The organism is Dactylosporangium cerinum (genome assembly GCF_042653625.1).
Classification (GTDB): Bacteria; Actinomycetota; Actinomycetes; order Mycobacteriales; family Micromonosporaceae; genus Dactylosporangium; species Dactylosporangium cerinum.
Genome location: NZ_JBHSIU010000122.1, coordinates 14,663 through 39,074 on the forward strand (window position 1 = coordinate 14,663; position 24,412 = coordinate 39,074).

Sequence of the window (24,412 nt, forward strand, 5' to 3'; positions counted from 1 at the left end):
CACCCACGATGGCCACGCACCACTGCACCACCACGCTACGGCCCGCAGCGCCGCCGGCGGTGCGGCGATGACCGACGACGACGAGATCCGCACCGCCCGGGCGAAACTCAACTGGGTCTTCGGGCCCGGCCGCCCGCATGTCACCCGGATGGTCGCCGAGCACGGACCGGTGTCCGCGTTCGATCAGCTCACCGCCGAGACACCCGCGGCTGACGAGCTGCGTCCGGAGCTGCAGGACCGGCGCGTGTGCCTGCGGGAGGAGGCAGCCGACGCGGTCGCCGAGGCACAGACTTGGTGCCGGGTCGTGACCCCCGAGGACCCGGACTGGCCGGAAGGGATCGCCGACATCGCCCGCGCCGGCGGATTCAGCCCGGTCTGCCTGTGGGCGCTCGGCCCGGCACCACTGCCGCAGCTGGCCTCGACGGTGACCGTCACCGGTACCACAACCGCCACCAGCTACGGCATGTGGACCGCCGACGACATCGCCACCGGCCTCACCGTCGCGGGACGCACCGTCGTGTCGAGCGGCGCACGCGGCATCGACATCACCGCCCTGCAGGCCGCGGCCAGCTGCGGACGGCCGGTCGCAATCCTGCCGTGCGGGCTGCGGCACCTGTACCCGGCAGCCAGCATCGGCGTGTACGACCAGCTGTCGACGTCCGGGCTGCTGCTGACGGCGTGGCCGCCGGACGCCCGGCCGAGCGCACGGCGGGTGTCGGCGAACCTGTCGCTGCTGGCCGCGGTCAGCAGCGGCACCGTCGTCGTCGAGACCCCGTACAACGGTGCGGCGCTGGGGACGCTGCGGCGGGCGATGCGGTACGGCCGCGTCGGGATGGTCGTCCCCGGCCCGGTCACCTCGGCCGTGTCGGCCGGCTGCCATCGGCTGCTGCGCACCGACCCGCGGGTCCGGGCCGTCACCGGCCCGGTCGACGTCCTCGAGGACCTCGCGGCCGCCGCAGCGACGGGAGGACAGTAGATGACGACGCCGCCGCCGGTGCCGGCGCATCTGCTCGACCGGCCGCTCGCCGGTGGTCTGGTCGTCCCCTGGATCACACCGGTCAGCACGGACGGGGTGTTCCTGTTCGGCAACCTCGCCGAGCTGAGCCAGCACCGGTGCCTGCACGAACAGCGGTGCCAGATCTGCGGCCGTCCGCTGCCGGACGAGGCGGTGCTGTTCGCCCGGCCGGCGGACCTGCGGCTGCGGTGCACGTCCGAGCCGGCGACATGCCCACCGTGCGCCGCATACAGCGCCCGGGCCTGCCCGATGCTGTCCGGCGCCCGCAGCACCTACCGCACCGCAACCCACCCGGCACTCGCCGGGACGCCGACGAGCCGGCAACAACGGCTGCGGCAGGGCGCACCGGCAGAGCGTTGGTTCGCCGTCCACGTGCAGCAGTACGACGTGATCGGGCACCCGGCACGACCGGAGACCCTGGCCGCGTCCTGGCAGCGGATCCCGCCGCTGCGGATCGAAGCTGTTCCGGTCACCGCGAGCCGGTGATCACCAAGACCGTGTGACGTCGCGCCGCGACACCCCGAGCGCAGCTGCCGGGTCCGGCACCGCACCGCCGGACCCGGCAGTACAACCACACCGCGCCGACCTGCCGGTGCCGCTGCTCCGTTTTCACCGGCGACGTACCTGGCCCTGCCGTCCACGTGATCGACCCGCCCCACCGTTCGCCGTCAGACGCGCGCACCAGCGCGCCCTTTTTGCGTTTCAGGAGGATCCACATGAACACTCCCCCACCGGCGCCGGCCTCGAGCACACCGACTGGACGACGCCGATGACGTCGAAAATCCTCAGCATCGTCATCGCCGCGTGCGTCGGTGCGGTCATCATCTGCACAGCAGGTCTCGGGCTCCTCGGCGGACACGCCGCCACCTGCACGTACGCAGGACCCTCGGCTGCTCCGCAGGCGTGGACAGCGGCCGGCGGCTACACGGCCGACCAGGTCTCCGCGGCCGCGATCATCGTCCGCGCCGGCATCGACGCCGGCGTCCCCGTCCGCGGCCAGGTCATCGCGGTCGCCGTCGCGATCCAGGAATCGAGCCTGCAGAACCGCTCCGACGGCCCGGACGACTCGGTCGGGTTGTTCCAGCAACGTCCCAGCCAGGGCTGGGGCACCCGGGATCAGCTGCTCGATCCGGTCTACGCCAGCCGGCGGTTCTATACGGCGTTGCTCGCCGTCGCCGGGTGGCCGCAGATGCCGCTGACCGACGCCGGTCAAGCAGTGCAACGCAGCGCATACCCCGACGCGTACGCACGATGGGAACACGACGCGACGAAGCTCGTGACTACGGTCGGGTCCAGCACGAACGGCGTGATGTCGGTCAACATCGCCGGGTGTCTGACGCCGTGCCCGGACGCTCTCAACAGCAGCAACGCAGGCGGGACACCGGCGGCGCCCTCGGAAGCCTCCGGAGCCTGCGACTGGGTCGCGCCGGTGCGCGCACCGATCGTGTCGGGGTTCCGGACCGCGGGCCGGCCAAGCCACGACGGCGTCGACCTCGCCGCGGCGCGCGGCACCCCGATCCGGGTTGCATCGACAGGGACAGTCCTCGTGGTCCGCTGCAACGTGACGCCCGCCAGCCACGGCTGCGACCAAGACGGCTCGCCATCGACACCCGGATGCGGCTGGTACGTGGACGTCCTGCACGCCGATCAGATCGTCACACGGTACTGCCACATGCTCACCCGCCCGTCAGTGGTGGAAGGCCAGCAGGTACTCGTCGGCCAGGTCATCGGATTCGTCGGGTCGTCCGGGCACAGCTCGGGACCTCATTTGCATTTCGAGGTTCACGTCAACGGTGACCGCAGTCCGGTGGGAGCTGTCGACCCGGTGATGTTCATGGCCGGACGTGCACCGATTGGACACCAGTGAGCCTCACAGGACGAGTTCGGGCGGGATTGGGCCTCGCCGCCGTCGAGCACGTTTTGTCAACGTGAGCTCGGATCACGACCAGGTACAGAGGTTGACAGCCGCTGCCCAACGCCGCCCTTGGCGCATTGATCCGCGGTGATCAGCTCAATCCACGCTAGCTGGGCGGCTCATGGGCCTGCATGCGGCGGCGGATGCTTGCCAGGCTGGACGGATGTGCTGTTCACGTCCAGCCGGTGCCTACAATCGAGCATTGCTTCGGTCAGCAGATCCTGCGGATGAGCGGCACAATTGGTGTGCCTCCCTCGCCGCGACCAGCGAGAGTAGTGCCGAGGTGTTTGCGGACCGGGCGGACGCGACGCATTTCCGACCCGTGACGGGAAGTGGCTGGACGCTGCCCCGGCTATAGCTCGGGGTCCAGATCCTCACTGCGATCGCCTTCTTGATTGGCGAGGTCACGAGCAGTGGTCGGCGGGTCGGTCGGCCGCCTCGGCTGGGGCGGCCGAGCTTCGCACTCCTGCGGAGGTTCCGTGTCGCCTTCGGACGGCGAGGACCACAGCTCCGAGATCAACTTCAACGTTCGAACGCCGGACTCCGGCTCCATGGTTGTCCGCAGGCTGCGCATCCAGGAGGCGACGGCGGCCCACGCATCTCCAAACGCCTCGGCTGACGACACGTCGACCTGCGATCTGAGACCGGCGCCCGGGTTCAACGGATCGTCAACCTCCCCTATTCAGAGGGGGATCTGACTGGTCGAGGTCAGTGAAAGAAAGGTGCACCTGGCCTGCAAGGATGTGGATGTCGAAGCCATGTCCACAGCAGAATCGGGTGCACCTTCCTGGTGAGTAAGGGTAGTGGGTGGGATCAGCGGCTGATCGGCGGCGCGGCGATCCTCATCGCGGTCGCCGCGCTGCTGATCGCCCGCTGGGTCGATGTCGGTGACGTGCGGCGCGCCGCGGTCAAGGGGGCAGCTGCCCGGCGCGAAGGGACCTGACATGGCCGCGGACACCACCCAAACCCTGATCACCGCGCTGCTCGGCGGCGGCGGGGCCCTGTTCATCGGCGCTCTCGTCAAGGGCTATACGTCCCTGCGCGGCGGCGCCCGCGCGTCCACCCGAGAAGCGATCACCGACATCGCCACCGCCCGGGACGACAAGGCCCGCCGCCGCGGCGAGGCGGAGAGAGATCGCGACTACTGGCGGGCGATCTCCGGCCGGTACGGCTACCAGCTGCGGACCGCGGGCATCAACCCGGACCCCGAGACGCCCGAGGCGCCGTCGGAACGGCCGAGCCGTCCATGGACCAGCATGGCGGCAAGTACGGGAATTACTCGACCGAGCTGTCACCGAGCTGGGCCCGATAGTCCTATGACGTCGGAGCGGCCCTTCCAACCCCGGAGACTCTGATGTGCTGATGCCCTACCCGGCGGGCAGGATGGGCGCGGGAGGTACAGATGAGCGACATCGCGGACGTTCCACCCGCCGTTGTGGGCCGGCTCCGGGTGATCTGCGGGGAACTGCCCGAGGCGTACGAGGAGCCGGCGTGGATCGGCCTGCGGTGGCGGATTCGCCGGCGGACGTTCCTGCACGTCTACACCACCGACGGGAGGGGGTCGGCGTACATCGATATAGACGATCCGGCCATCCTGATGACCTTCCGGGTGCCGCCCGGGGAGTTGGCCGCACTGGCGCATGCCGGCCCTCCGTTCTTCCGGGCCGACTGGGCAGTGAATGTCGTGGGAATGGTGCTGGACGACGAGACGGACTGGGTCGAGGTTGCCGAGCTGGTGACGGACAGCTATCGCGTGCAGGCGCCCCGCCGCCTCGCGTTCCGGCTGAAGGCAGGTGGATGAACCGCCGGCCACTTCCCCACGTTACCGCTTATCCAGGAAGGTCATTCAGAAGTCATCCCCAGGCTCGATAGATCTCCAGCATGGTGACGGTCCGTAGTATGTCGGAGAAGTCGTGCATGATCCGGTGGTAGCCGGTCTTGAGGATCTTCCACGACTTCAGATGCGCGATGGCGCGTTCGACGGCTGCCCGGATGCGGTTGACCGAGCGGTTGGACGCCTTCTGGCCGTCGGTGAGTTCTCCGCCGCGTGGCTTGCGGTCCGGGGTGATCATGCCGGCCCGGCTTCGAAGACCTGGTGATCCTGACCGTCGGCGACGAGTCGGTGGCGCCGCTACGGCTCAACCCGTTCGACGTGCCGCCGGGCGCCACGGTGACCGCACACATCTCCAATCTGCTGAGCTGCTTCGAGGCGGCGTTCGGGCTGTGGGACCCGCTGCCGTTCATTTACCGGCGGGCGCTGGTCCAGGTGTACCGCCAGCGCGGCTTCCATCCGGAGGACCGCGGCGGACCGCAGCACGCTGGTCGTTGGCCGGTCCTGGCCGACTTCGTCGCCGCGCTGGCCGAGGTGACCGCCGCGCTCGGCTACTCCGGCGACGTCGGCCGCAACATCGACGCGGCGGCGAACCTGCGGGCCGAGGCGCTCGCCGAGGGCGCGTGCGGCCCCACGCTCAACTGCCGTACCTCGTTCGATCTCAGCACACTGCTGCGGCGACCGGTCGTCGTGGAACTGGCTGGTGTCGGTGACAATGCCAAGGAACAGGCACTGGTCACGCTGCTGCTGCTGAGTGCGGTACGCGGACACCGGCGGGCCAGCCGACCGACCGGCATGCACGTGCTGCTGCTGGAAGAGGCACACCGGGTGTTCCCACGCGCGACCGCGTCCGCCGGCGACATGAAGGAGGCCAACGCGCAGGCCCTCGCCGCGGAGCGAATCGCGCAGGGTCTCGCCGAGGACCGCAAGTACGGCCAATCGTACGTACTGGTGGACCAGCAGGTGGGCAAGGTCGCCGACGACGCATATAAGATCACCAACCTGAAGGTGATGCACCGGACCGCTGCCTCCGACGATCGCCAACTGCTCGGCGCGACGATGAGTATGCACCCGGACCAGGTCGAGTCGGCGGCGGCGCTGCGCCCGTTCGAGGCGCTGGTGTCGCACAACCGGCTCGACCGCGCTGTGACCGTCAAGGTGCCCGACGTCCGAGCCGCCGACGCTGCCGCCCGCAACGCCGACGAGGCGCCCCTCGCCGACGACGACGAGCTCCGGCGCCGGTTCCAGGCTCTGCTCGGCACATCCTCGTTCGCCGCGGCGATGGCACCGTACGGCGAATGCCACGACTGCCGACACCGGTGCCATTTCCGGCGCCAAGCCGAGTCGGTCACCGCCGACCAGACCGAGTCGGCGCGGCTCGTCGGGCTGGCCCAGCCAGCCAATGGCGGCTGGCCGGCGCTCGCCGAGTCGCTCGTCTGCCTCGCCGGGGACTTTCCCGGTGCGGTCGACGCAGACGCGCTGCTCGACTACCGGACGTGCGTCTTCATCCATGCGCTGCGGACCGCGAACCCGCCACACAGGTGGAACGACCGCGGCCGCGAGAAGGCGGTCCGGTGGGTCGACCGCGTCCGTCTCGAACTGACCCGCCGACCTGGGGAGCTGGCATGAGAAGACTTACCGGAACGAATCGTGTTCGCGATGCGGCCGGTGTACCGGCATGAGCGAATTGCACGAGGATGACGCCCCGTCTCCGTCGCCGTCGCCCGAGACCGATTCGGACGGAGGCGGTGCGGACGCCGGGCCGCCCGACGGACTTGACGATCTTCCCGACGACGACGCCGACCCCGCCGAGGCTCCGGCCGCGCCGTCCGCCTCCGGAGGCGCCGCGGACGATGACGGCAGCGGCCCCGGCGCGGCCGCCGACACGGACGGCGCCGACGGATCCGCCGCGAACGCCTCCGACAACGCCTCGGATGCCGCCGGCGCCGACCGGTCCGCAGACGACCCGGACGGGCTCCCCGAGCCGCCCGTCGACGCGGACCCAGACAATTCGTCTGCCGACGCTGGGACCGCCGAGGAGGACGACCCGGACGACGGCCAGTCCGATGTGGATGGTTCGCAGGAGGACCCCGCGGGCTTCGACCGGGTGGCCGACGACGCGCAGGACGTCGGCGATGTCGGGGACGACGCCGCCGACGGCGTTCCGGACCTGCCCGACGACGCCGATGCCTCCGGCGCGGACGACGCAGCCGACGCGGATGCCGACCGGACCGCCACGGACGCCGACCTGGTGGACGCAGACGACGCCCGGCCCGGCGACGACGATGCGCCGGACGAGACAGGTGCGGCCGACTACGGCGGCACCGACGAGGGTGACGGGGACGCCGAGCCGGCTGCCGATGCCGATGCCGCACCGGAAGGCGCCGACGGGCAGCCGGAGGAGGGGGAACGGCCGTACCACGACGACATCGGGCCGCTGGAGCCGCCGGCGCGCGATCTCCTGCCCGGTGAGGAGATTCTGATGGGTCCCGAGGACGGGTTGCAGTCGCGGACCGACGGGAAGTTCGACGACGTCGTGCACGGCCAGCACGGCGACCCAGACACCAAGTACCTGTGGACGATGGACGATCGTGGTACGAACGTGGCGCTGGAAAAGACTCCGTGGAACACGCCGCGGGGCAACATCGTGCACTCGAACGTCAGCCCCGAGGCGGCAATTGGCGGCGAGGCGTGGTTCACGTCCGACGACAGCGTCAGCATCAACGCCGGCTCCGGCCGGTTCGGCGACGGCGCCGGTCGGACTCCGGAGCAATGGGATGCGGCCGTCCGGCATTGGGAGGACCTGGGTTACCGGGTCGAGAAGAAGGAGCTGGGGGAACGATAGCGATGAAGTTCTGGGAGCTGTTGTCATTGGCTCGGACCGCGCCGGAGGCGATGGGCCGGCTGGGTGACTCGCCGGCGTGGACCGAGTACGTCGGCTGGTGGCACGACCGCGACGCGCTGATCCGTGCCCGCGACCGCGCCAAACTCGACCATGAGCTGCCCGACGAGGCGTGCCGTCACGTCCTGGAGGCCGTGCCGAACCGGTACTGGATCGCCGACGGCACCGTCCGGCGCACCCGCGAAGGTACGCCGGAACCGACCTACTCCGCGGTCGAGACGTTCGACCGGTTCGGCGGCAGCCTCCTGGAGGAGGTCGAGGAGCGGGGCAGCGCCCGGGTCCCGGACCTCGACGACTGATAGGGGTCACCGGGCCGGCGTGGTTCGATCCAGGGATGCCATGGTCATCGATCCGACCGTACGTTAGTCGTCAACTGGTCGCACGGGGCGCGGGGGCGCGGGGGCGCGGCCGGTCACCGTCGTGGCCGTGCTGCCCGCGATCCGCGAGTGGCAGCGCGCCACCGGCGCAGGCTGACCCGCCCCCTCACAGCACGCACTCGGCGTAGTAGGCGACCTCGGCGTTCCCGTGCCGCGCCAGCAGTTTGCGCAGGTTCGCGACCGCGTTCCGGTACTCGGGCCGATCCAGCCGCAGCCGCCGCACCGCCGCCTCCCACTCGAGGTCGGCTCGCTCCGGTGCCGTGGCTGCCGCGCACAGCAGGCGCAGGCCACTGGTGGGGCCCGATGCTGGGCCGAGGGCGGGCACCAGAGCCGGCCACCGGGTGAGGATCTCGGCGAACGTGAGCACGTCGCGGCCGAAGCCGGCGCTCTCCGTGGCCAACGCAGCATGAGGCGGTTTGGAGCCCCCCAACCGCCGGGCGACTCCGAAGGGCCACAACCTTCATCATCCGTGCAGCACCGCTTCAGAGAACTCGACCTACCGAACCTCCTCCACGTTCAGGACACACCAAACGACAGATGTACGGCCGCGCCGGCTTCGACCTGCTCCGCAAACGTGTGCTGCTCGCACCTTGATCAGCGTCGAGCCTTCCCCGCACTAGGCTTCCTGGATGCGCTACCTCACCCGGCAGTTCGCCATCGGGGCCCTCCGCCGCGGACACGGCATCGAACAGTTCCTCGGGTGCACTCAGATCGGCGCAGTGGCCGCCATCCAATGGGTTGCGATCAGCCCCATGGACGGCCAGTACCGCGTATCCCTGCACACCGTGCAGGACCCCGACGACGAGGTAGGCGACCTGCCCAACCTCATGTCGTTGGACCCAGTCGACGAAGCCTACGTAGGCGAGGGGCGCGAGCTCGGCTCCAGCCCGGACGAGGCCGAAGCAATAGCACTCGCCGAGCAACTCACGACTACACGATCTGACTGCTGGGTCAACCACGCGGTCGCTGGCGACGAGTATATGGACTTCGTCCGAAGCCGGCGTAACACCGCCGACGCGAGCCGCCAGCAAGATCAATCACGAAGTTAGCGCCAGAACCGAGGTTCGGAGCCACGTGCTGGTCAGATTCAGCTCCACCCTGCGGGGCTTGAGGTCTGTGTCGGTAAGTTCGAGCGCCACTGCCGGGCGTGGTGCGGTGCGATGATCGGGTTTGTGTCGGTGGGTGATAGCGGTGGTGAGCGGGACGGGCTCGAGGACCAGCGTCGGTCGGATGCGATCGTCGCGTTCCTCGGAGCGGGTTTGCTGTCGCCGCCGTCGCGGGCGGTGATGGTGTCGGCGTTGGCCGGCGCGCGTCGTGCGGTGAAGGAGCATCAAGCCCGGCACGCTGCCATCGACTCGTGGCTGGCGGGTGAGATTCGTCTGCGCGGCGTCAGGGAGAACGCGGCGGTACTGGCCGTTCTGGAGGTGCCGGAACGGCGGGCGGACGTCGCCGCCATGTATCGCACCGGGCATCCTGACCGCGTCGCCGTGCTCGAGTTGGTCGTGGCGGTGCTGGCGCGTTCGTAGTCCGTTCGCGGCGGTCCGGCAATGACCTGCGGTTTGTCTGCGAATCTGGGCACCACTGCAGGGTGTTCTCGATCGGGTGGTTTGCGATGTCGGCCAGTTCCGGCGCCACCTGCACCGGTGGGAGCATCGGCAGGTCTGGGACGGGAGCTTGCCGATGTCACGGATGTCGAGGGTTGAGCTGTTCGCTGCGATCCGCCGGGACTCCCGCGCTGGCAGTACCCCCTCAGCCGGTCGGTCATCGCCCAGCCTCTCCAGGCACCCGGCCAGAGTCACCCTCATGGACCGCCGGCAGACCACGCGCGGATCACCGGAATCCAGCGACGACGATCGCCGTCCCAGCAGTGAGCATCTGATTTGAAACGACACCCGACGAGAGACCCATTGCGACGGATCTCAGATTCTGAAACCACAGGAGGACATGGACATGGAGGACATGGACATGAAGGTTCATCGCTGGAAGACGATCACCGCCTTGGCCGTAGCCGTGAGCCTGGCTCTTACTATCGGCGCCGCGCCGTCGCAGGCTGCGCCTCTCGGCGAGGGCCCGAACGTCAGTGCGGGCCTGAGCGCGAGCGACCTGTCCAAGCTGCCGCTCACCGACCGGCACCTGACCAAGCGCGAGAAGGTCAACCTCGCGGTCGTCCTGCGCGCCTACCACGTGGCGGAGGGTGACGTCCTGGACTCCCAGGGGTTCATCGACCTGTTCGCAAAGGACGGTGTGCTCAACGGCATCGGCGGTGTGGAGGGCCAGACGAGCTTGCGGGATCAGCAACTGGGCGGTCTGGTCGTCTGGATGGGCACGTTCCTTCCCGACGTTCACCGGCAGCTGAAGCAGATCACCGTGCGCGGTGACGTGGTCGGCATCGAGCTGTCGATCCAGGGCACCTTCCTCGGGCCGTTCGACACGCCCGCCGGCGTGATCAAGCCGACCGGGGCCAAGATCGACATTCCGACCGCCGACTTCTGGTACCTGCGCAACGGCAAGGTCGAGGTGTTCGACTGCCACATCGGTTTCACCACCTTGTACGCCCAGCTGGGCATACTGCCGGACTACGCGTCCGCAGTCGCGGCGGCCGCGCCCAAGAGGTAACTCGCGCGAGCGTCCAGTTGCTCCGGCGGACGCTGCGCTGCACTGGCGGACCAGGAGCGAGAAACCACAGGTCAGGACCGTAGCGTAGCGGTTCGTGTGCGGTAACCCCAGGCCACGGAATGAGCTCAGGTCATAGGGCGTTCTCCCGAACTTCGGAGACGCCCTTGATCGTTTATTCGTTTGGCGTCCGTTGGAGAGCCCTCAGTCCGCGACCCCGACCGACCTGGCATCGGCCGGCCCTGAGCGACGAGGGCGTTGCCAGGCTGGAGACCGTACCGCCCCCACGCGCCGTTCGGCTGCTCATACAACCCGACCTATGCCGCGACAAGGGCGGCTGCGGTCGCGAGTCGATCGGGAAGCCCGCCTGGACCGACCATGCGCGGCCGGGCCGGGATCAGGACACCGACGGCCGCGCGTCGGTCCAGTCGACCATCAGACGGCGCTCGGCGAACAGCCACGCCCCGTCCTGCTTGACGAACGTGTCGAGGTAGCGGATGGACGCCACCATCAATGTCCGGGATCCGTGCTGGTCCTGCGTCAGATGGTGGGCCAGGCAGTAGCTTTCGCCGGTGGCCCGGTCCCCGTCCAGCTCGACGGTGCTCTGGCCGTTGAAGTGCGTGGTGGCAAGGTGGGCGTTGAGGGCGTCGAAGACCGGCGCCAGGGCCTCGCGGCCGTGCAGGTCCTGCGTCGGCTTGGGGTTGCGGGCGTCCATGTAGACGACGAAGTGGGTGTCTTCGGTGAACAGCGCCATCTGGCCCTTGGCGTCGCGCCGGTCGGCGCAGTGCGCGTAGGCGTCGAACAACTCCCGGATGGCGAGCCGGTCGGCGGCCTCGGCGCCGGTGATCGGTGGACGGATACTCACGGTGATCCTTTCCAGAGGTGCAACGGGCAGCGGATGACGCTCAGGCGCCGTAGGTCGGCACGACGGCGCCGCCGACTGGCGCGGCGGCGTCACTGAGGACGTAGGGCGATGATGTCGGCGACCGGCTCCGGTGCGACCGCGTGCGCGAGCAGTTCGGCAGGCAGAAACGGCCGGTTCTAGGCCGTGTCGAGCAGTTGTGGTGCAGCGGCGTTCACCAGCACCTCGGGCGACCTGGCCTCGGCGGCGAGGCTGCTGGACACGACCGGTCGGTCGGGTCGCCCGCCGCTTGCCGGATGCCGTCGGGCAGTTCCCTCAGCGCCGCCTCGGTGCGGTCGACGCCGACCACTGTGAACCCGGCCGCGGCCAGCTTCTCCGCCGTCGCACAGCCCAGCTCACCGCCCCGCGTCGACCACGATCGCCACACGCTTGCTCATGTCCCTGCCACCTCCGGTCACGGGTGGAGCGGCCCGCTGGGCCCGAAGTCGAGGCGGGTCGAATGCAGGATCATGAACGTGGTGCTGTGGACGAACGCCTTGACGTCCGCGGCGGCGAGCACTCCGGTGTACTTGGCCATGATCGGCTCGGCGGCGCGGTCGGTGATCGTGTCGAGGTAGATCTGGACCGCGGCCCAGACGTTCGCGCCGTACTTGACGAAGTACGGCGTCGGGTCGACCGTGCCGAGCATCTGCTTCACGCTGGCCTGGATGTCGGCGATGTACTGCTGGTGCAGGGCGACGGTGTCGCGGGTGCCGACCCGGCCCAGGTGTCCGCCGATGTAGTGCGTCCACGGGTAGGACTGTGCGATGGACGGTGCCTCGATGTATCCGGGCACGTCCTCGCTGAGGTTGAGGTTGAACACCGGCACCCAGCCGGCGTTCACGATGTCGACGAGCATGATGGTGTCGTGGTGCGGGAAGTGGATGTAGATGTTGTCCGGCGAGTGGTTCGGCCCGTGGTACGCCAACTCGACCAGCTCACCGCCGACCTCCAGGGTGTAGCGGTCCTGGAAGGTGACGTCCGGCAGCGGCCGGGCCGGGTCGTTGTCCCGCCGCAGCAGTCGCTTGGTCTCCTCGTGTCCGATCCGGATCACGTCGCTGCCGAACAGCGAGGAGGCGCCGCCGTGGTCGGCGTGGTGATGGGAGTACACGAGATGGGTCACCGTGTTGCTGGCGCCCTCGGCCGCGGCCATCTCGTCGACGGCCCGCCGCAAGTTGTGGCCGATGCTCGGCGGCGCGTCGAACAGCACGACGCCGTCCGAGGTGAGCAGGAACGCCGACTGGTACGTGCCGTCGGTGACGCTGAACAGGTTCCGCTCGACCCGACCGACGTGATACCCGTGCTCGTTCAGGGCCGGGCCCAGGGCGGCCTCCGGCACCGGGGCATAGTCCGGCAGTTGCGGCGTGCTGTCCGCGGGTGGGCTGGACGAAGTCATGCGCTCGCCTCCATGTTCGCGCTCTGTGCCGATCAGGCCTGTTGAGGTTCACCGCCGGGACAGTGAGCCGTCGTCGCCGGATTCCGGTGATCCGACCGCGGTCTGCCGTCGATCTTTGGCGCGGTGGCGGGGGTCCGTTGCGTGGCCGTGTGTTCCGATTGGCGTCGGCTCTGGCGGCTGCTACGGCGAGCGGCCCGTTCGCCGTCCGGCGGCTCGGGCTGCTGCGACGCGGCGGCCCGTCGCAGTGCCGATCACGCCGGCAGTTCGACCCCGGAGAGGTCGGCGCACGCACGCAGCAGCCCGTCCTGGTATCGGATGTCACCGGCCGCTGGGTTGGGGCGCTGGGCCCTGCGCCGTTTGAAATACCGCCCGGTGACCAGGGCCCCGCCGGCGCCGGTGGCCAGCCACACCTGGGTGTCGGCGCCGACCGGCAGATCGTCGATCGCGTACGGCCCGCCGAGCCTCGTGCGGACCCAGCCCAGATCGACGGCGTTGCTGTACACACTCGGCCACCGCCGGGCGACGGCCCACGCAAGGGCCACGTCATGCAGCTTCGAGTCGCTGTACGCCTGCCTACCGTCCCACGGCTTGGCGCGGTACTGCAGATCCGCAAGGTCGGCGACGCCTCCTGACTCCAGCGACGACGACAGGTACACCAGCCGCTGCGGCCGTGGCATGAGCGCGGTCAGCACGTAGGGCGCAAGCACGTTGACCTGGAAGACCCGCTCGATGCCGTCGCCGGTCTCGCGCCGCTCGTTTTCCCAGTTGATCCCCGCGTTGTGGAAGACGACGTCGCAGTGTCCGGCCGCGCCGGCCAACTCCCGCGTCTGCTGCAGCGAGGCGAGGTCCCCGACGATCACCTCGGCATGGCTGCCCAGGTCGGCCACCCGCTCCTTGCTGCGCGCGTGCCAGACGACAGCGTGGCCGAGCCCCTGCAACGTCCGCGCCGTCTCCAGCCCGATCCCGGTGGTCGATCCGGTGACCAGAATCCTCGCCATAGTCCGACTCCTGGTGTCTCGTCGTTTCCGTTCGCTGTGGCGTTGTCCGATGTGGACCGTGCGGCCCTGGAGGAACGTGTCCGGTGCTACATTGCGTCGCCACCAGCGGATGCGCCGGCGAGAGGTGATGGGCCACGACGTAGGCCGCGACCGCGCTCGCATAGAACGTGTTCAGCAGCGCCGTGCCCAGGGTCGCGCCGATCTGCTGCGTCGAGTTGAGCACCGCACTTGCCTCGCCGGCATCGGCCTCCCGCACCCCGGGCCGCGCCGACTACTTCCCGCGCGCCTGCGACCAGGGTGGTGAGCGCGAGGCTCGAGAGCGGCACAAGCAGCAAGGCCAGGCCGATGCTCATCAAGATCTCGCCGGGAAGAACCGTCGCGACCCAACTGCTGGTGTCGGAGATGGACGTGAAGGTGGCCAGACCGACCGTGCCCAGGGCGAGCCCGGTGAGCATTACCGGTTTGGGTCCGCTGCGCATTACCGGTTTGGGTCCGCTGCGCTGTAGCAGGGGCGGTACGAACACGGAGGTGATGATGCTTCCGGCGCTGAAGGGCAGAGCGGCGATGCCCGATTTGAGGGCGCTGTAGCCCCGGCCGGACCGGCAGCAGTCATCTCAGCTGTGCCTTCACGAAGGCCGTTGCGCGGTCGAGCGCCGCGCCGGCCTCATCGAGGAATCCGGCAAAGCCTTGGAACACGTGCGGGACGCCCGGAGTGACGTCGAGCGTGACCGCGACATCGCTCAGGGCTGCCCGCTCCGCGAGCCGGAGCGCGTCGCTGAGCAGGATCTCGTTCGACCCCACCTGGATCAGCAGCGGCGGCAATCCGCGGAGATCGCCGAAGATCGGGCTGATCAGCGGGTCGGCGGCGTCCGCACTGCCCACGTATTCCGGAGCGTGGACGCGAAGGCCCGCGGGCGACAGGACCGGGTCGAGCGGCTCCCTCGCGAGCAGTGTCTCGCCGGACAGGGTCAGATCGGCGAGGGGCGACAGCAGGAGTGCGCACGAGGGCATGGGCAGTCCGGCCTCCCGCGAGGCGAGGAGCGTGGCCACCGCCAGCCCGCCTCCCGCCGACTCGCCCGCGAGAACGATCTGAGCAGGGTCCATTCCCTGTGCGAGCAGCCCCTCGTAGGCCGCGCGAGCGTCGTCGAGCGCGGCCGGATACGGGTGTTCGGGAGCGAGCCGGTAGTCGAGGGTGACGGCGTTGACGCCCGTTCGCCGGACGAGATCGGCCACCAGTGGGACGGTGGCCGCTGCCGAGCCGATGACGTAGACGCCCGAGTGGAAGTAGAGGATCACGCGGCCGGTCTCGTTGCCGGCGACCGTGACCTCGATGCCGGGGACGCCGCCAAGCTCGACCCGCTGCTGCTGGACATCGGCGGGCGTCGGCACCTGGGCCGTGAACGCGTCGAACGCGGCTCGCACCGACACGGCATCCGCGGCGGTGTCCAGCCGGCCCTGACGCAGGATGGCATCCAACTGGCTCTGCTGCTCTTTGCTCATCAGTGTTCTTCCCGTCAGGCGTCGACGCTGTTCCGTTCGGCACATGATCGCGGTGACCTTGGTGAGCTGTCCTCGCCTGAAGCTGGCGATACCCTGCCCGGCGTGCGCGCAGGACGAGCAGCGCCGGGTCGTGCGGCGTCGCGCCCTATGCGGTCTGCGGCGGTCGCGGCCTGATCTGGCGCAGCTCGAGAAGCTCGAGGCCGAGGGCCTCGATCTGCGCAACGACGCCGAACACCGCGGACTGGTCTTCGAGCAGGCCGGTGAGCACGGTCTCGCCGCCGGTCAGCTCGGACGCCATCGTGGGAAAGGCGGACAGCGCAGTCGCTCCGAGCCGACCCCGTATCCGGATGGTGTACAAGCCTGGCGCCACACAACGACTGTGCCGCACGACCGAGTGATTCGGCGACGCCGGAATCCGGTGATCGGGCGCGCGGACCTGGAGCTAATTGGCAGACGCCGGCGGAAGCCGGTTGGAGAGCAGCCGCAACTGGCGTGCGCGGTGCACGGCGGCGGATCGGTCACCCGCACCGAGCTTGGCGTAGAGGTTGCGGATGTGCGTGTTGACCGTGTGGATCGAGACGTGGAGCTCATTCGCGATCTCGGCCCGCGTCAGGTTCGTCGGGAGATATCGCAGGACGCGCAGTTCGCTGGGGGTCAGTTCGTCCGAGTGGGGTGGCGGCTCCCGGTCGTCGCTCGGCGACGATGTGCTCCTCAGTTGGTCGACGACGTCAGCGAGAAGGGCACGATGGGCCGTCTCGTGGTACCGGAGCACATCGAGCAGGTCCGCCGCCTCGGTCATGGCGAACGGGAACACCAGCCGGTCGGGCTCGGCGGTCGCCAGGGCTGCCTCGGCAGCCGCTGCCGCGGCGTCTCGATCGCCCGAGCGCAGGTGTGCGGTGCCGGCGAGCAGATGCGCTTCAACGAGCGTGAACGGGTCGATCGGGGGTGTGGTGTCCCGGATGTCACGGAGCACCTCCAACGCCAGGCTGGGGTTGCCGTCCACGAGGCAGATCCAGGCTCGCGCATTGGAGATGGCGCCCGCCCGGCCGGGTTCGGGGGTGAATTCGGCGAGCGTCGCGCGCGCCTCGGCCGGCCTTCCCAGCCGGGCCTGGGTGGTTGCGAGCCATCCGGTGATCCGCGGCGCGAGCGCGTGCGCACCGGTGAGCAGCGACTGCGTCCGCGCTGCCGCCGTGAATGCCTCCAGCGCCGAACGCTGCTGTCCGCGACCCGCGTGCAACATGCCGGTCGCCAGGTGCAGGAGCACGGCGGTGGCGGGCTCGACGTGCGCGGAGCCGACGTCCCAGGCGCGGCGCAGCCAGCGCTCCCCCTCGTCGAATTCGCCCATCCAGATGGCCATGCCGCCGACGGCTCCGAGTGCGGGTGCGAGTATCGGGTGATCGTCCAAGCCGTGCCGTTCGGCGAGCGCTACCGCCTGACGGCCGCGCTCACGTGCTGCCGTCACCGAGACCGTCCTCGACGGAAAGCCTTGATGCGCGCGGCACGCGACTTCGAGATAGGGCCGGCCGATCCTCTGGGCGAGCGCGGCTCCGTCGGACAGATGCCGCTCGGCCTCCAGGAGCCGCCCGGTCCAGGTCTCGACGATCCCGAGGTTCAGCAGCGTCACCCCACGCAGCTCACTGCCCATCGCGAGCGGCTCGCTCGACGCGTCCGCCATCGAGGCATCGAGCATCTTCACCTGCTCGATCACCTCGCTGAACTGGCCGCTGCGCCTGGCCAGCGCCAGTCGCAGCGACGCGACCGCCACCGCCCGGCGGCGGCGAGCCGGAGCAGCGCTGGGGAGGTGGGACTCGGCCAGCGCCAGCTGAGCGGCCGCCTCCTCCGTCCTCCCCTGGTTCAGCTCAGCGGCCGCGTGAGCCAGCGCGAGGTCAGGATGATCGGCCGATGCCCCCTCCGGGAACGCCTGCAGGACCGTGCGAATCGTTCCCGCCCGCCCGTCGAGCACCCACCTGAACGAGTGGTCCGCGACGAGTCGAGCGGCATCGGGCCAGTTGCCCGCCGCGACCATGTGCCGCACCGCCTCCACGACGTCCCCCCGATCCGCGAACCACCGCGCGGCCCGGCGGTGCAGGTCAGGAACCTCGTCGGCGGACGTCCGGCGCAGTTCCAGGCGCAGGAAGTCCGCCAGGAGCTGGTGGTAGCGAAACCAGGTGCGCTGGGCGTCGAGCGAGGCGACGAACGCGTTCGCCTCCTCCAGTGCCAGCAGCATCTGCTCGGAGCCCGGCCGGCAGGACAACAGGTCGGCGAGCTCACCGTTCATCCGGTCGACCAGCGAGGTTCGCAACAGCATGCGCTGCACCTCGCCCGGCTGCCGCTCGAGCATCTCGGCCATCAGGTACTCCCCGATGGCGCGGTCGGTGCCGGAGAACTCGGCCACGAAGCGCTCGGGCTCCGGGTGACCGGTGAGCGAGATCACCGCCAGCCGCAGGCCAGCCGCCCACCCTTCGGTGCGCCGGTGCAGCGCGGCCGCCCCTTCGCCGGACAGGCCGATCCCGGACCCGACCAGCAGCTCGCGGGTCTCGGCCTCGGTGAACCGCAGATCGCCGGCACGGATCTCGGCAACCGCGCCGGCAAGCCTGAGCTGGTGCAGTCGGATCGGCGGATCCCGACGGGAGGACAGCACCACGCGTGCGTTGCCCGGCAGCTCCGCGACGAAGTGTTCGAGCTGCGTGAAGGCGTCGGTCGACCTCAGCTCATGGAGGTCGTCGATGATCAGCACGACCGGTTCGGCGTGCTCGACAAGCTCCGACAGCACGCTGTCGATCACCTCGTCCACGTCCGGTACGGTGACCGGCGCCGCAGAGGTCGTCGGCCGCGCCGGTTCCCGGATCGCGTCGAGGACGGCGGACCAGAACCGCTGTTCGTTCTGCTGGTTGCGCTCGACGGACACGAACACGACCCGACGAAGCGTCGTCGGGTCGCCGGCCCACGCACGCAACAGCGAGGTCTTGCCACTTCCCGGGGGCGCCGAGATGACCGTCAGACGTCTGGTCACGGCGCGGTCGAGCAGCTGCAGGAGATCCTTCCGGTCGAGCAGCCCCCGGGTGCCCGAAACATCGTGCGCGACCGGCCGCGGCACGCGCTCCCCACGCTGTCTCGCCACCAGGTCGGTCATGTTGGCCGTCCCGTGGACCCCCGCCATGTTGCTGTCGGGCACCCGCTGCGCAACGCGCTCCGCCAGGTCGGCACGCGGTCGCCCATGCCAGCAGCGCGGCTGGTGGCGGCTGACCCCGGCATCACCGGAATCCGGCGACGACACACCGCCCGCGCACTGGTGACAATCCGCCCATGACCACCACGAACCCACCCGCCGCCCGGGCCGGCTCCTACTGGGTCGGGGACCTCGGCCTCAACCGGATCGGCTACGGCGCGATGCAGCTCGCCGGCCCGGGCATCCTTGGGCCGCCGCGCGACCGCACCGCCGCCGTCGAGGTGCTGCGGACCGCGGTCGAGCTGGGCGTCAACCACATCGACACGGCCGACGCCTACGGGCCGTACATCACCAACGAGATCATCCGGGAGGCGCTTTTCCCGTACGGCGACGACGCGCACATCGTGACCAAGGTCGGGGTGGTTCGCGACGACCGGGGCGGCTGGCTGCCCGGCGACTCGGCCGAGCTGAACGCGATCTGAGCAGTGGCCGCCGGGCCTTCCATCACCCCGATCCAGCGCATACCGCGGGATCGCGAACGACAGGAGTTCGACATGAGCGATCCGCTCGACTGGAACGCGAAGACCATTGCGGAGTTCCGAGCGAACGAGGGCAGGGTCGGCGGGGTCTTCGAGGGCGCGCCGATGGTCCTGTTGCATCACCGTGGCCGCAAAAGCGGGCGGGAGTACGTCACCCCGACGATGTACCTCCCGCACGAGGCCGGGCCGGACGCCATCTACGTCTTCGCGACCAAGGGTGGAGCACCCACCAACCCGGACTGGTACTACAACTTGACCGCCGCCAATGACGGCACCGTCGAGCTCGGAACCGGGACATACCGGGTGACGGTCCGCCAGCTGGCCGGCGCCGAACGCGACCGCATCTACGCCGAGCAGGCCCGGCGCTACCCGGGCTTCGCCGAGTACGAGCGCCAGACTGCTGGAATCCGCACCATTCCGGTGCTCGAACTTGAGCTGCTGACCAACCCGGCCTGAAGTGCGCGGCTGCTGAGCAGCCGCACACCCCCTGCGTCGACAACCAGGTCGCACCCGGCGGCATCGGATGATGATGATGATGATGATGCGGGCCAGCGCCTCGTCCGCCCTCGTCTGGGTGATCTTGTCCTTGGTGTCGGCCTTGGTCAGGAGGGCACGGGCGTACGACTTGCCCTTCCCGGCCGCCTCAGCAGCATCCCCTGCCGGTGACCACAACTGACGAATCGCAACGGCCTGTGCGGCCGTCGCGCTCAGAACGGCGTCAGGACGGCGCCAGCAACGCGCTGCAACAGCGGCGCCCCCGTCAACGACGAGCATGACACCGACACCGGGACGCGGCGGCTATGGCTGCCGATGATGGGCCTGAACAGGGGCGTCGGTCCACTGGAGTACGCATGCGTGAATGCCGCGTACCTACGGCCTGAGGACGATCTTGCCGCGGGTGTGGCGGCGCTCGAGCTCGGTGTAGGCCTCGCGGACCTGCGTGAGCGGGTAGACGTTCGCGATCGGCACTTCGAGGTGTCCGTCGGCGATCAGGGCGGCCAGCTCGGCGAGCACCTTGGCGCCTGGCCCGGCCGCTGCCCCTCCGTCTGTTTTCACCCCGTACTTCGCGGCAGCGGCGAAATCGGTGATGGTGTCGATCCGCTCGGGCGCCACGCCGAGGGCGAGGGCGAGCTCGACGTACCCGTCGCCGTAGGTGTCGATGAACGCGTCCACGCCGCCGGGCGCGGCGGCTCTGATCCGGTCCGCGACGCCGTCACCGTACGCAACCGGGATCACGTCGTGGCTTTCCAGCCATTCGCGGTTGCTCTCGCTCGACAGGCCGATCACCGTGGCCCCGGTACGGCGCGCGAGCTGGACGGCGAGCGAGCCGACGCCCCCGGCGGCTCCGGAGACGACGACGGTCTCGCCCTTCTCGAGCTGCACGGAGTGCACCGCCCCCCACGCGGTTACGCCGACCACGTACAGGCCGCCGGCCACCTCCCACGGGACGTTCTCCGGCTTGCGCGTGAGGTCGCCAGCCTCGACCAGGACCAGCTCGGCCTGGGAGGACCGCTTGTTACTGAACCCGATCACCTCGTCGCCGGACGAGAAGCCGCCGACCCCGGCGCCGACCTCCTCGATGACCCCGGCGAGGTCGCTGCCCTGCCCGGACGGGAACGTCGACGGGAACATCTGCGCCAGCACTCCCGTGCGGATGACCGCCTCGCTGGGATTGATGCCGGCCGCCTTCACCCGCACGAGGACCTGCCCGTCGCCGGGCACCGGGCGCGCCACCTCGTCGACCCGCAGAACGTCGATCCCGCCGAACTCGGCGTACCTGACTGCCTTTGGCATGATCCTTCCACCTCCCTTTCCGTTCGAAATCGCCTGACGGCGCCGATCGTGGTTCGCGTTCGACGAACCCCTGGGGCTATTCCCGCGCCGGTCCGTCGCTGACCTGGCACAGGGAAGACGCTTCTGACCTTTAGCTCGTCTTCTTCGCCCCCAGCATCATCGCGGAGAACCAGGCCGCCCCGGCGACGACGTGCATGGGCGCGAGGGAGAGGCCCGTGGCGATGTCGTGCGCCGATAGGAGCGGGACGGGGATGGTGGCGACGCCCAGTATCAGTCCGACCCAGGCGAACAGGACCTGGGCGCGCGGCGTCCGCCGAGCCAACAGCCAGACGAAGACTCCGCCGAGGACGATCGGGAGCGTCGTTGCGATGAGCACGGCCGCAGGCGTCACGGCCGTCGAGGTGCCCTCCGCGTCGACAAGCATGTCCGCCCCGGCGGCGGACGCGATCAGACGGATGACGACATTGACGACGGCAGCGACAGCGGCCGCGATGAGACCGCGGATCCAGACGGGAGGCGCGACGGCCGTGGAGGTTGAGGAAGTGGCTGAGGTGGTCATGCGGTCCTCCTTCACATCCGGGGTGAAGCGGTGGGGTTCCAGCCCGACGAGGCGAGCCAGGAGGGGAAGTCGAGCACGTCGGGCACGAGCGCGCGCGTCGCGGCGAAGTCGCCCTGGTACGCGGGGGTCTCGGTGAACCAGCGGAACATCTCAGCGGTGTCCCGGAAGGAGGCGATGGCCTCGAGCGGCAGTGCCTCGTAGCGTGCGGGAAGGCCGGCGTGTGCGCCGATCGCCTGCGCGATCTGTTCACCGGTCAGGCTGTCACCGGCGACCTCCACGCTGGTGCCTTCGACGGCGGTTCCGCCGAGCAGGATCGCTGCCGCCGCTTTCCCGATGTCGCCGACGGCGACCATATGCAGCGGGATATCGCCGGGCATCGCCATCCGCACGACAACCTGGCCCTCCTCGACGCTGGTCGAGAAGCCTGCGAGGTTATCCATGAAGAAGACGGGGCGCAGGAAGGTGTGATGGACGTCGAGCGACTCGATGCGCTCTTCGACGCGGCGCTTGCTCTCGAAATGCGGGACACCGGATTCGCGCTCGGCGCCGCCGACGGAGCTGAACACCAGATGCGGCACCTGCGCACGAGCGGCGGCATCCGCGATCGCGATGCCGACGGCGGTCTCCTGCTCGGTGCCGCCAGGGATCGGTGTGGTCATCGCGAACGCGGCATCCACGCCGTCGAAGAGGGTGTCGAGCGATGCGGCATCGGTCAGGTCGCCAACCGTCAGTTCGACACCGCGGACGGCGAGGCGCTGCGCGGCGGGCGCACCGAGATCACGCACGAGGGCACGCACCCGCACGCCCCGCCCCAGCAGCGCGTCGACGACCGAGCCGCCCTGGTTGCCCGTCGCGCCGACGACGGCGATCAGCCGCGAGTCGGTGGAAGGTGTGACACTGGTGTTCAAGATGTTCTCCTTGGTCGAGGTGGACAGTACACGAAAACGTAAGCCGGCTTACTATTATTTCCGGGGAGGGTCGTGAACGCGAAACCTGCTGACTTCACCTCCGCGGTCCAGGGAGTGATCAGCCCGCTGATCCCCACCCTCGCGCGGGCGCATCGAGCCATGTCACAGGAGCTGCTGCGGGATACCGGGCTCAGCGCCGGCCAGGAACTGATCGTCATGCGCCTGTTCGATTCGCCCCCGCGGTCCCAGGCCGAGCTCACCCGGTGGCTGGGCGTGGAACCGCCCACGACGGCAAAGATGCTCGCGCGCATGGAAAAGGCGGGCATCGTCGAACGGGTCCCGTCAGAGACCGACCGACGCGTGACCCTCGTCAGCCTGACCGCCGAGGGCCGCGCCATCTACAAACGCGTCCAGAACATCTGGGGCGACCTCGAACGCGTCACCGTCGCCGGGCTCACCCCCGCCGAGGTGCAGCAGCTGGAACGCCTAGTGCGCCACGTACTCTCAAACCTCCAGAACGGCGAAGTGACGCCGGCACCCTGCTAAGCCGCTGTGCCCACGCACAGCAGTCGTCCTCGCAGTTGAGGAGCGCTAGCGTCAACACCCAGCTCATCCCGGCCGTCAACGAACTTCGGCTTCCGGGTGCGTCAAGCACACCTACCGCCGCCTCAAGATCGGCACGGATGGTGGCGTCCAATGCGGGGCGGACCGCCGCGTCGTCCACGCGACATGCTTGGAGGTTCGCCAGCAACCTCACCACGGCCTGATCGTGCCCGCGAGCGGCCACCAGCAACCACGCCGCAGTCCGCCGCACCGCCTCGTCCTCGTCAGTCAGAACACTCTCAGCGGCCTCAACCGCCGCGAAGCCGCGGACTTGATTGGCATCGCACCGGTAGGCCGCTGGCGAGAGGCCTGTGACCAGGTCCTTTCCAGCGGCCCCCGGCCCGAACGCGCCGTACCAGTTCCCAGCAAACGGGCGCTCCAGTGGTCACCACGTGAGAGGCTTGGCGGTCGTGAACCCGCCCCCGTCACGCAGGACATCCAGTACCGTTTCGGCGTTCTGTCGGGTAGCGGTGGCGCATTGCTGCGCCGTGGCCCTAGGCCGTGTTTCAAAGCTGATCAGTTGAGCAGGTTGAGGAGTCGCTCGGCTTGCTGGTCGAGGGTGCCAGGTGGGTTACGGCGTTCGGCGGGGCTGCCGGGGCGGAGCATGTGTAGCCAGAAGATGGCGTAGAGCCGACGCGCGTCGAGCAGTCGGTCGCCGTCGAGGTCGAACATAGTGAGGAACTCGGTCCAGTCAGCGCGTCGGGCTGAGAGGTGTTCGACCAGGTCGGCCAGTTCGAACTCGCGGGACGCCGCGGGCGATGAGCCGGGCCGGCGCGGCGGCGACGAAGTGGCCACCGTGCTGCCGTTCGACGGCTGGCCGTAGGAGCAGGCGCTGCACTCGCAGGTCCCCCAGCTGCTGGCTGGCGCTGGCGAGTGGACCATCTGGGCGCCGGTCACGGAGCGTGGCGAGGCGATCGGACTGCTGGAGCTGGTCCTGCCGGCCGAGCCGGACGCTCGGGCGCTTTCGGAGGCCAGGGCGGTGCGGCGGTGTTGGTAGTCGACGAGACGGGTGGTGTTGGCGGGCAGGTCGAGAGTGTCGGCGAGGTTGTGGACGGCGTCGATGAACGCGGCGCCGTCGTGCGAGTCGCGGAACCAAGCTGCGGTGATGCCGTAGGAAACGCGGGCGGCGTCGGCGGGGATGCCGAGCTGTCGGCGGCGTCAGTGACCAGGCACGGGTTCGTCAGCTGCAGCAGCAGGACCGGCACGGTTCGGCGCAGGTGCCGCTCAGGCAACCCTGTACGGTGCCAAAACTGTGCTTCGGGCTGTGAGCTGGGGATTTGCAGGTGGATCAGGCAGCTCGGTGGTACTCGTTGATGACGCCGCTCAGGATGCGGCGTCGCCGGATCGGCTTGTTGATCGCGACGACCGTGCTGGGGTCGTGGTCGGGTGGAT

General features: G+C 69.5%; 28 protein-coding genes. 16 read left to right on the forward strand and 12 right to left on the reverse strand.

The window, feature by feature from the left end; genetic code table 11:
• Window positions 1-67: 67 nt before the first annotated feature.
• The 6 genes from ACFPIJ_RS57375 (at window position 68) to ACFPIJ_RS57400 (ending at window position 4,731) form a co-directional block, all read left to right on the forward strand.
• Window positions 68-976, forward strand: coding sequence for a DNA-processing protein DprA (locus ACFPIJ_RS57375; RefSeq protein WP_380128017.1), 909 nt, complete (start codon window positions 68-70; stop codon window positions 974-976).
• On the forward strand, window positions 977-1,501 hold the full coding sequence (locus ACFPIJ_RS57380) for a hypothetical protein (protein WP_380128018.1): 525 nt from the start codon (window positions 977-979) through the stop codon (window positions 1,499-1,501). It abuts the gene before it with no gap.
• 283 nt (window positions 1,502-1,784) lie between these two features.
• Window positions 1,785-2,882, forward strand: coding sequence for a M23 family metallopeptidase (locus tag ACFPIJ_RS57385; protein ID WP_380128019.1), 1,098 nt, complete (start codon window positions 1,785-1,787; stop codon window positions 2,880-2,882).
• A gap of 838 nt (window positions 2,883-3,720) precedes the next feature.
• Entirely contained in the window at window positions 3,721-3,873 is a 153-nt protein-coding gene (locus ACFPIJ_RS57390; protein WP_380128020.1) for a hypothetical protein, read from the forward strand.
• A 1-nt stretch (window position 3,874) separates the two neighbouring features.
• Window positions 3,875-4,285 carry a hypothetical protein gene (locus tag ACFPIJ_RS57395; RefSeq protein ID WP_380128021.1) on the forward strand — a complete coding sequence of 137 codons (411 nt, stop codon included), beginning with the start codon at window positions 3,875-3,877 and terminating at the stop codon, window positions 4,283-4,285.
• 47 nt (window positions 4,286-4,332) lie between these two features.
• The gene (locus tag ACFPIJ_RS57400; RefSeq protein ID WP_380128022.1) at window positions 4,333-4,731 is read left to right on the forward strand and encodes an MmcQ/YjbR family DNA-binding protein; all 399 of its coding nucleotides are present in this window, start codon (window positions 4,333-4,335) and stop codon (window positions 4,729-4,731) included.
• Window positions 4,732-4,783: 52 nt separating this feature from the next.
• On the opposite strand, the gene ACFPIJ_RS57405 is transcribed toward ACFPIJ_RS57400, so the two are convergent.
• The gene (locus ACFPIJ_RS57405) at window positions 4,784-5,002 is read right to left on the reverse strand and encodes a transposase family protein (RefSeq protein ID WP_380128023.1); all 219 of its coding nucleotides are present in this window, start codon (window positions 5,000-5,002) and stop codon (window positions 4,784-4,786) included.
• Window positions 5,003-5,025: 23 nt separating this feature from the next.
• Between ACFPIJ_RS57405 and ACFPIJ_RS57410 the strand changes: the two genes are divergently transcribed.
• Genes ACFPIJ_RS57410 through ACFPIJ_RS57420 form a run of 3 tightly spaced genes read left to right on the forward strand, consistent with a single transcriptional unit; the run spans window position 5,026 to window position 7,962 of the window.
• Window positions 5,026-6,390, forward strand: a complete 1,365-nt coding sequence (locus ACFPIJ_RS57410) for an ATP-binding protein (RefSeq protein ID WP_380128024.1) — start codon at window positions 5,026-5,028, stop codon at window positions 6,388-6,390.
• Window positions 6,391-6,439: 49 nt separating this feature from the next.
• Window positions 6,440-7,606, forward strand: coding sequence for a hypothetical protein (locus ACFPIJ_RS57415; protein ID WP_380128025.1), 1,167 nt, complete (start codon window positions 6,440-6,442; stop codon window positions 7,604-7,606).
• A gap of 2 nt (window positions 7,607-7,608) precedes the next feature.
• Window positions 7,609-7,962, forward strand: coding sequence for a hypothetical protein (locus ACFPIJ_RS57420; protein WP_380128026.1), 354 nt, complete (start codon window positions 7,609-7,611; stop codon window positions 7,960-7,962).
• Window positions 7,963-8,146: 184 nt separating this feature from the next.
• Here ACFPIJ_RS57420 and ACFPIJ_RS57425 read toward each other — a convergent pair whose 3' ends face one another.
• Window positions 8,147-8,440: a hypothetical protein gene (locus tag ACFPIJ_RS57425; RefSeq protein ID WP_380128027.1), complete on the reverse strand. Its 294-nt coding sequence runs from the start codon at window positions 8,438-8,440 to the stop codon at window positions 8,147-8,149.
• A 229-nt stretch (window positions 8,441-8,669) separates the two neighbouring features.
• Here ACFPIJ_RS57425 and ACFPIJ_RS57430 point away from each other — a divergent pair, with 229 nt between their 5' ends.
• The 3 genes from ACFPIJ_RS57430 (at window position 8,670) to ACFPIJ_RS57440 (ending at window position 10,656) form a co-directional block, all read left to right on the forward strand.
• Window positions 8,670-9,089 carry a hypothetical protein gene (locus ACFPIJ_RS57430; RefSeq protein ID WP_380128028.1) on the forward strand — a complete coding sequence of 140 codons (420 nt, stop codon included), beginning with the start codon at window positions 8,670-8,672 and terminating at the stop codon, window positions 9,087-9,089.
• 111 nt (window positions 9,090-9,200) lie between these two features.
• Window positions 9,201-9,566 carry a hypothetical protein gene (locus tag ACFPIJ_RS57435; protein WP_380128029.1) on the forward strand — a complete coding sequence of 122 codons (366 nt, stop codon included), beginning with the start codon at window positions 9,201-9,203 and terminating at the stop codon, window positions 9,564-9,566.
• A gap of 424 nt (window positions 9,567-9,990) precedes the next feature.
• Entirely contained in the window at window positions 9,991-10,656 is a 666-nt protein-coding gene (locus ACFPIJ_RS57440; protein ID WP_380128030.1) for a nuclear transport factor 2 family protein, read from the forward strand.
• A gap of 394 nt (window positions 10,657-11,050) precedes the next feature.
• Here ACFPIJ_RS57440 and ACFPIJ_RS57445 read toward each other — a convergent pair whose 3' ends face one another.
• The 3 genes from ACFPIJ_RS57445 to ACFPIJ_RS57455 all read right to left on the reverse strand — a co-directional run bounded on the left by ACFPIJ_RS57445 (window position 11,051) and on the right by ACFPIJ_RS57455 (window position 13,948).
• Window positions 11,051-11,518: a nuclear transport factor 2 family protein gene (locus tag ACFPIJ_RS57445; RefSeq protein ID WP_380128031.1), complete on the reverse strand. Its 468-nt coding sequence runs from the start codon at window positions 11,516-11,518 to the stop codon at window positions 11,051-11,053.
• A 451-nt stretch (window positions 11,519-11,969) separates the two neighbouring features.
• On the reverse strand, window positions 11,970-12,950 hold the full coding sequence (locus ACFPIJ_RS57450; RefSeq protein ID WP_380128032.1) for an MBL fold metallo-hydrolase: 981 nt from the start codon (window positions 12,948-12,950) through the stop codon (window positions 11,970-11,972).
• Between the two features lie 251 nt (window positions 12,951-13,201).
• A complete protein-coding gene (locus ACFPIJ_RS57455; RefSeq protein WP_380128033.1) occupies window positions 13,202-13,948 on the reverse strand; it encodes an SDR family NAD(P)-dependent oxidoreductase in 747 nt (248 codons plus the stop codon).
• 345 nt (window positions 13,949-14,293) lie between these two features.
• Here ACFPIJ_RS57455 and ACFPIJ_RS57460 point away from each other — a divergent pair, with 345 nt between their 5' ends.
• Entirely contained in the window at window positions 14,294-14,536 is a 243-nt protein-coding gene (locus ACFPIJ_RS57460; protein WP_380128034.1) for a hypothetical protein, read from the forward strand.
• A gap of 21 nt (window positions 14,537-14,557) precedes the next feature.
• Here the strand turns inward: ACFPIJ_RS57460 and ACFPIJ_RS57465 are convergent, their stop codons facing one another.
• From ACFPIJ_RS57465 to ACFPIJ_RS57475, 3 genes are all read right to left on the reverse strand, one after another.
• The gene (locus ACFPIJ_RS57465) at window positions 14,558-15,448 is read right to left on the reverse strand and encodes an alpha/beta hydrolase (protein WP_380128035.1); all 891 of its coding nucleotides are present in this window, start codon (window positions 15,446-15,448) and stop codon (window positions 14,558-14,560) included.
• A gap of 145 nt (window positions 15,449-15,593) precedes the next feature.
• A complete protein-coding gene (locus ACFPIJ_RS57470; protein WP_380128036.1) occupies window positions 15,594-15,746 on the reverse strand; it encodes a hypothetical protein in 153 nt (50 codons plus the stop codon).
• A 144-nt stretch (window positions 15,747-15,890) separates the two neighbouring features.
• Window positions 15,891-18,581: a winged helix-turn-helix domain-containing protein gene (locus ACFPIJ_RS57475; protein WP_417323612.1), complete on the reverse strand. Its 2,691-nt coding sequence runs from the start codon at window positions 18,579-18,581 to the stop codon at window positions 15,891-15,893.
• A gap of 173 nt (window positions 18,582-18,754) precedes the next feature.
• Here ACFPIJ_RS57475 and ACFPIJ_RS57480 point away from each other — a divergent pair, with 173 nt between their 5' ends.
• Together ACFPIJ_RS57480 and ACFPIJ_RS57485 are read left to right on the forward strand one after the other, a co-directional pair.
• Window positions 18,755-19,099 (forward strand): aldo/keto reductase, encoded by a 345-nt coding sequence (locus tag ACFPIJ_RS57480; protein WP_380128037.1) that lies wholly within the window; start codon window positions 18,755-18,757, stop codon window positions 19,097-19,099.
• A gap of 72 nt (window positions 19,100-19,171) precedes the next feature.
• Window positions 19,172-19,612, forward strand: coding sequence for a nitroreductase family deazaflavin-dependent oxidoreductase (locus ACFPIJ_RS57485; RefSeq protein WP_380128038.1), 441 nt, complete (start codon window positions 19,172-19,174; stop codon window positions 19,610-19,612).
• Between the two features lie 414 nt (window positions 19,613-20,026).
• Here ACFPIJ_RS57485 and ACFPIJ_RS57490 read toward each other — a convergent pair whose 3' ends face one another.
• The 3 genes from ACFPIJ_RS57490 to ACFPIJ_RS57500 form a co-directional block, all read right to left on the reverse strand.
• On the reverse strand, window positions 20,027-20,950 hold the full coding sequence (locus ACFPIJ_RS57490) for an NADP-dependent oxidoreductase (protein WP_380128039.1): 924 nt from the start codon (window positions 20,948-20,950) through the stop codon (window positions 20,027-20,029).
• 130 nt (window positions 20,951-21,080) lie between these two features.
• Window positions 21,081-21,509: a DUF6069 family protein gene (locus tag ACFPIJ_RS57495; RefSeq protein WP_380128040.1), complete on the reverse strand. Its 429-nt coding sequence runs from the start codon at window positions 21,507-21,509 to the stop codon at window positions 21,081-21,083.
• Window positions 21,510-21,520: 11 nt separating this feature from the next.
• Window positions 21,521-22,417 (reverse strand): NmrA/HSCARG family protein, encoded by an 897-nt coding sequence (locus ACFPIJ_RS57500; RefSeq protein ID WP_380128041.1) that lies wholly within the window; start codon window positions 22,415-22,417, stop codon window positions 21,521-21,523.
• A gap of 72 nt (window positions 22,418-22,489) precedes the next feature.
• Here ACFPIJ_RS57500 and ACFPIJ_RS57505 point away from each other — a divergent pair, with 72 nt between their 5' ends.
• On the forward strand, window positions 22,490-22,963 hold the full coding sequence (locus tag ACFPIJ_RS57505) for a MarR family winged helix-turn-helix transcriptional regulator (RefSeq protein ID WP_380128042.1): 474 nt from the start codon (window positions 22,490-22,492) through the stop codon (window positions 22,961-22,963).
• A 573-nt stretch (window positions 22,964-23,536) separates the two neighbouring features.
• Here the strand turns inward: ACFPIJ_RS57505 and ACFPIJ_RS57510 are convergent.
• Window positions 23,537-23,815 (reverse strand): hypothetical protein, encoded by a 279-nt coding sequence (locus ACFPIJ_RS57510; protein ID WP_380128043.1) that lies wholly within the window; start codon window positions 23,813-23,815, stop codon window positions 23,537-23,539.
• Between the last annotated feature and the right edge of the window lie 597 nt (window positions 23,816-24,412).

Excerpts from the sequence above, each read along its gene's own strand:
- ACFPIJ_RS57375 (WP_380128017.1), top strand. The coding sequence starts at position 68 with ATGACCGACGACGACGAGATCCGCACCGCCCGGGCGAAACTCAACTGG.
- ACFPIJ_RS57380 (WP_380128018.1), top strand. The coding sequence starts at position 977 with ATGACGACGCCGCCGCCGGTGCCGGCGCATCTGCTCGACCGGCCGCTC.
- ACFPIJ_RS57385 (WP_380128019.1), top strand. The coding sequence starts at position 1,785 with ATGACGTCGAAAATCCTCAGCATCGTCATCGCCGCGTGCGTCGGTGCG.
- ACFPIJ_RS57395 (WP_380128021.1), top strand. The coding sequence starts at position 3,875 with ATGGCCGCGGACACCACCCAAACCCTGATCACCGCGCTGCTCGGCGGC.
- ACFPIJ_RS57400 (WP_380128022.1), top strand. The coding sequence starts at position 4,333 with ATGAGCGACATCGCGGACGTTCCACCCGCCGTTGTGGGCCGGCTCCGG.
- ACFPIJ_RS57405 (WP_380128023.1), bottom strand. The coding sequence starts at position 5,002 with ATGATCACCCCGGACCGCAAGCCACGCGGCGGAGAACTCACCGACGGC.
- ACFPIJ_RS57415 (WP_380128025.1), top strand. The coding sequence starts at position 6,440 with ATGAGCGAATTGCACGAGGATGACGCCCCGTCTCCGTCGCCGTCGCCC.
- ACFPIJ_RS57420 (WP_380128026.1), top strand. The coding sequence starts at position 7,609 with ATGAAGTTCTGGGAGCTGTTGTCATTGGCTCGGACCGCGCCGGAGGCG.
- ACFPIJ_RS57430 (WP_380128028.1), top strand. The coding sequence starts at position 8,670 with ATGCGCTACCTCACCCGGCAGTTCGCCATCGGGGCCCTCCGCCGCGGA.
- ACFPIJ_RS57435 (WP_380128029.1), top strand. The coding sequence starts at position 9,201 with ATGATCGGGTTTGTGTCGGTGGGTGATAGCGGTGGTGAGCGGGACGGG.
- ACFPIJ_RS57440 (WP_380128030.1), top strand. The coding sequence starts at position 9,991 with ATGGAGGACATGGACATGAAGGTTCATCGCTGGAAGACGATCACCGCC.
- ACFPIJ_RS57450 (WP_380128032.1), bottom strand. The coding sequence starts at position 12,950 with ATGACTTCGTCCAGCCCACCCGCGGACAGCACGCCGCAACTGCCGGAC.
- ACFPIJ_RS57455 (WP_380128033.1), bottom strand. The coding sequence starts at position 13,948 with ATGGCGAGGATTCTGGTCACCGGATCGACCACCGGGATCGGGCTGGAG.
- ACFPIJ_RS57460 (WP_380128034.1), top strand. The coding sequence starts at position 14,294 with ATGCTCATCAAGATCTCGCCGGGAAGAACCGTCGCGACCCAACTGCTG.
- ACFPIJ_RS57465 (WP_380128035.1), bottom strand. The coding sequence starts at position 15,448 with ATGAGCAAAGAGCAGCAGAGCCAGTTGGATGCCATCCTGCGTCAGGGC.
- ACFPIJ_RS57470 (WP_380128036.1), bottom strand. The coding sequence starts at position 15,746 with ATGGCGTCCGAGCTGACCGGCGGCGAGACCGTGCTCACCGGCCTGCTC.
- ACFPIJ_RS57475 (WP_417323612.1), bottom strand. The coding sequence starts at position 18,581 with ATGACCGACCTGGTGGCGAGACAGCGTGGGGAGCGCGTGCCGCGGCCG.
- ACFPIJ_RS57480 (WP_380128037.1), top strand. The coding sequence starts at position 18,755 with ATGACCACCACGAACCCACCCGCCGCCCGGGCCGGCTCCTACTGGGTC.
- ACFPIJ_RS57485 (WP_380128038.1), top strand. The coding sequence starts at position 19,172 with ATGAGCGATCCGCTCGACTGGAACGCGAAGACCATTGCGGAGTTCCGA.
- ACFPIJ_RS57490 (WP_380128039.1), bottom strand. The coding sequence starts at position 20,950 with ATGCCAAAGGCAGTCAGGTACGCCGAGTTCGGCGGGATCGACGTTCTG.
- ACFPIJ_RS57495 (WP_380128040.1), bottom strand. The coding sequence starts at position 21,509 with ATGACCACCTCAGCCACTTCCTCAACCTCCACGGCCGTCGCGCCTCCC.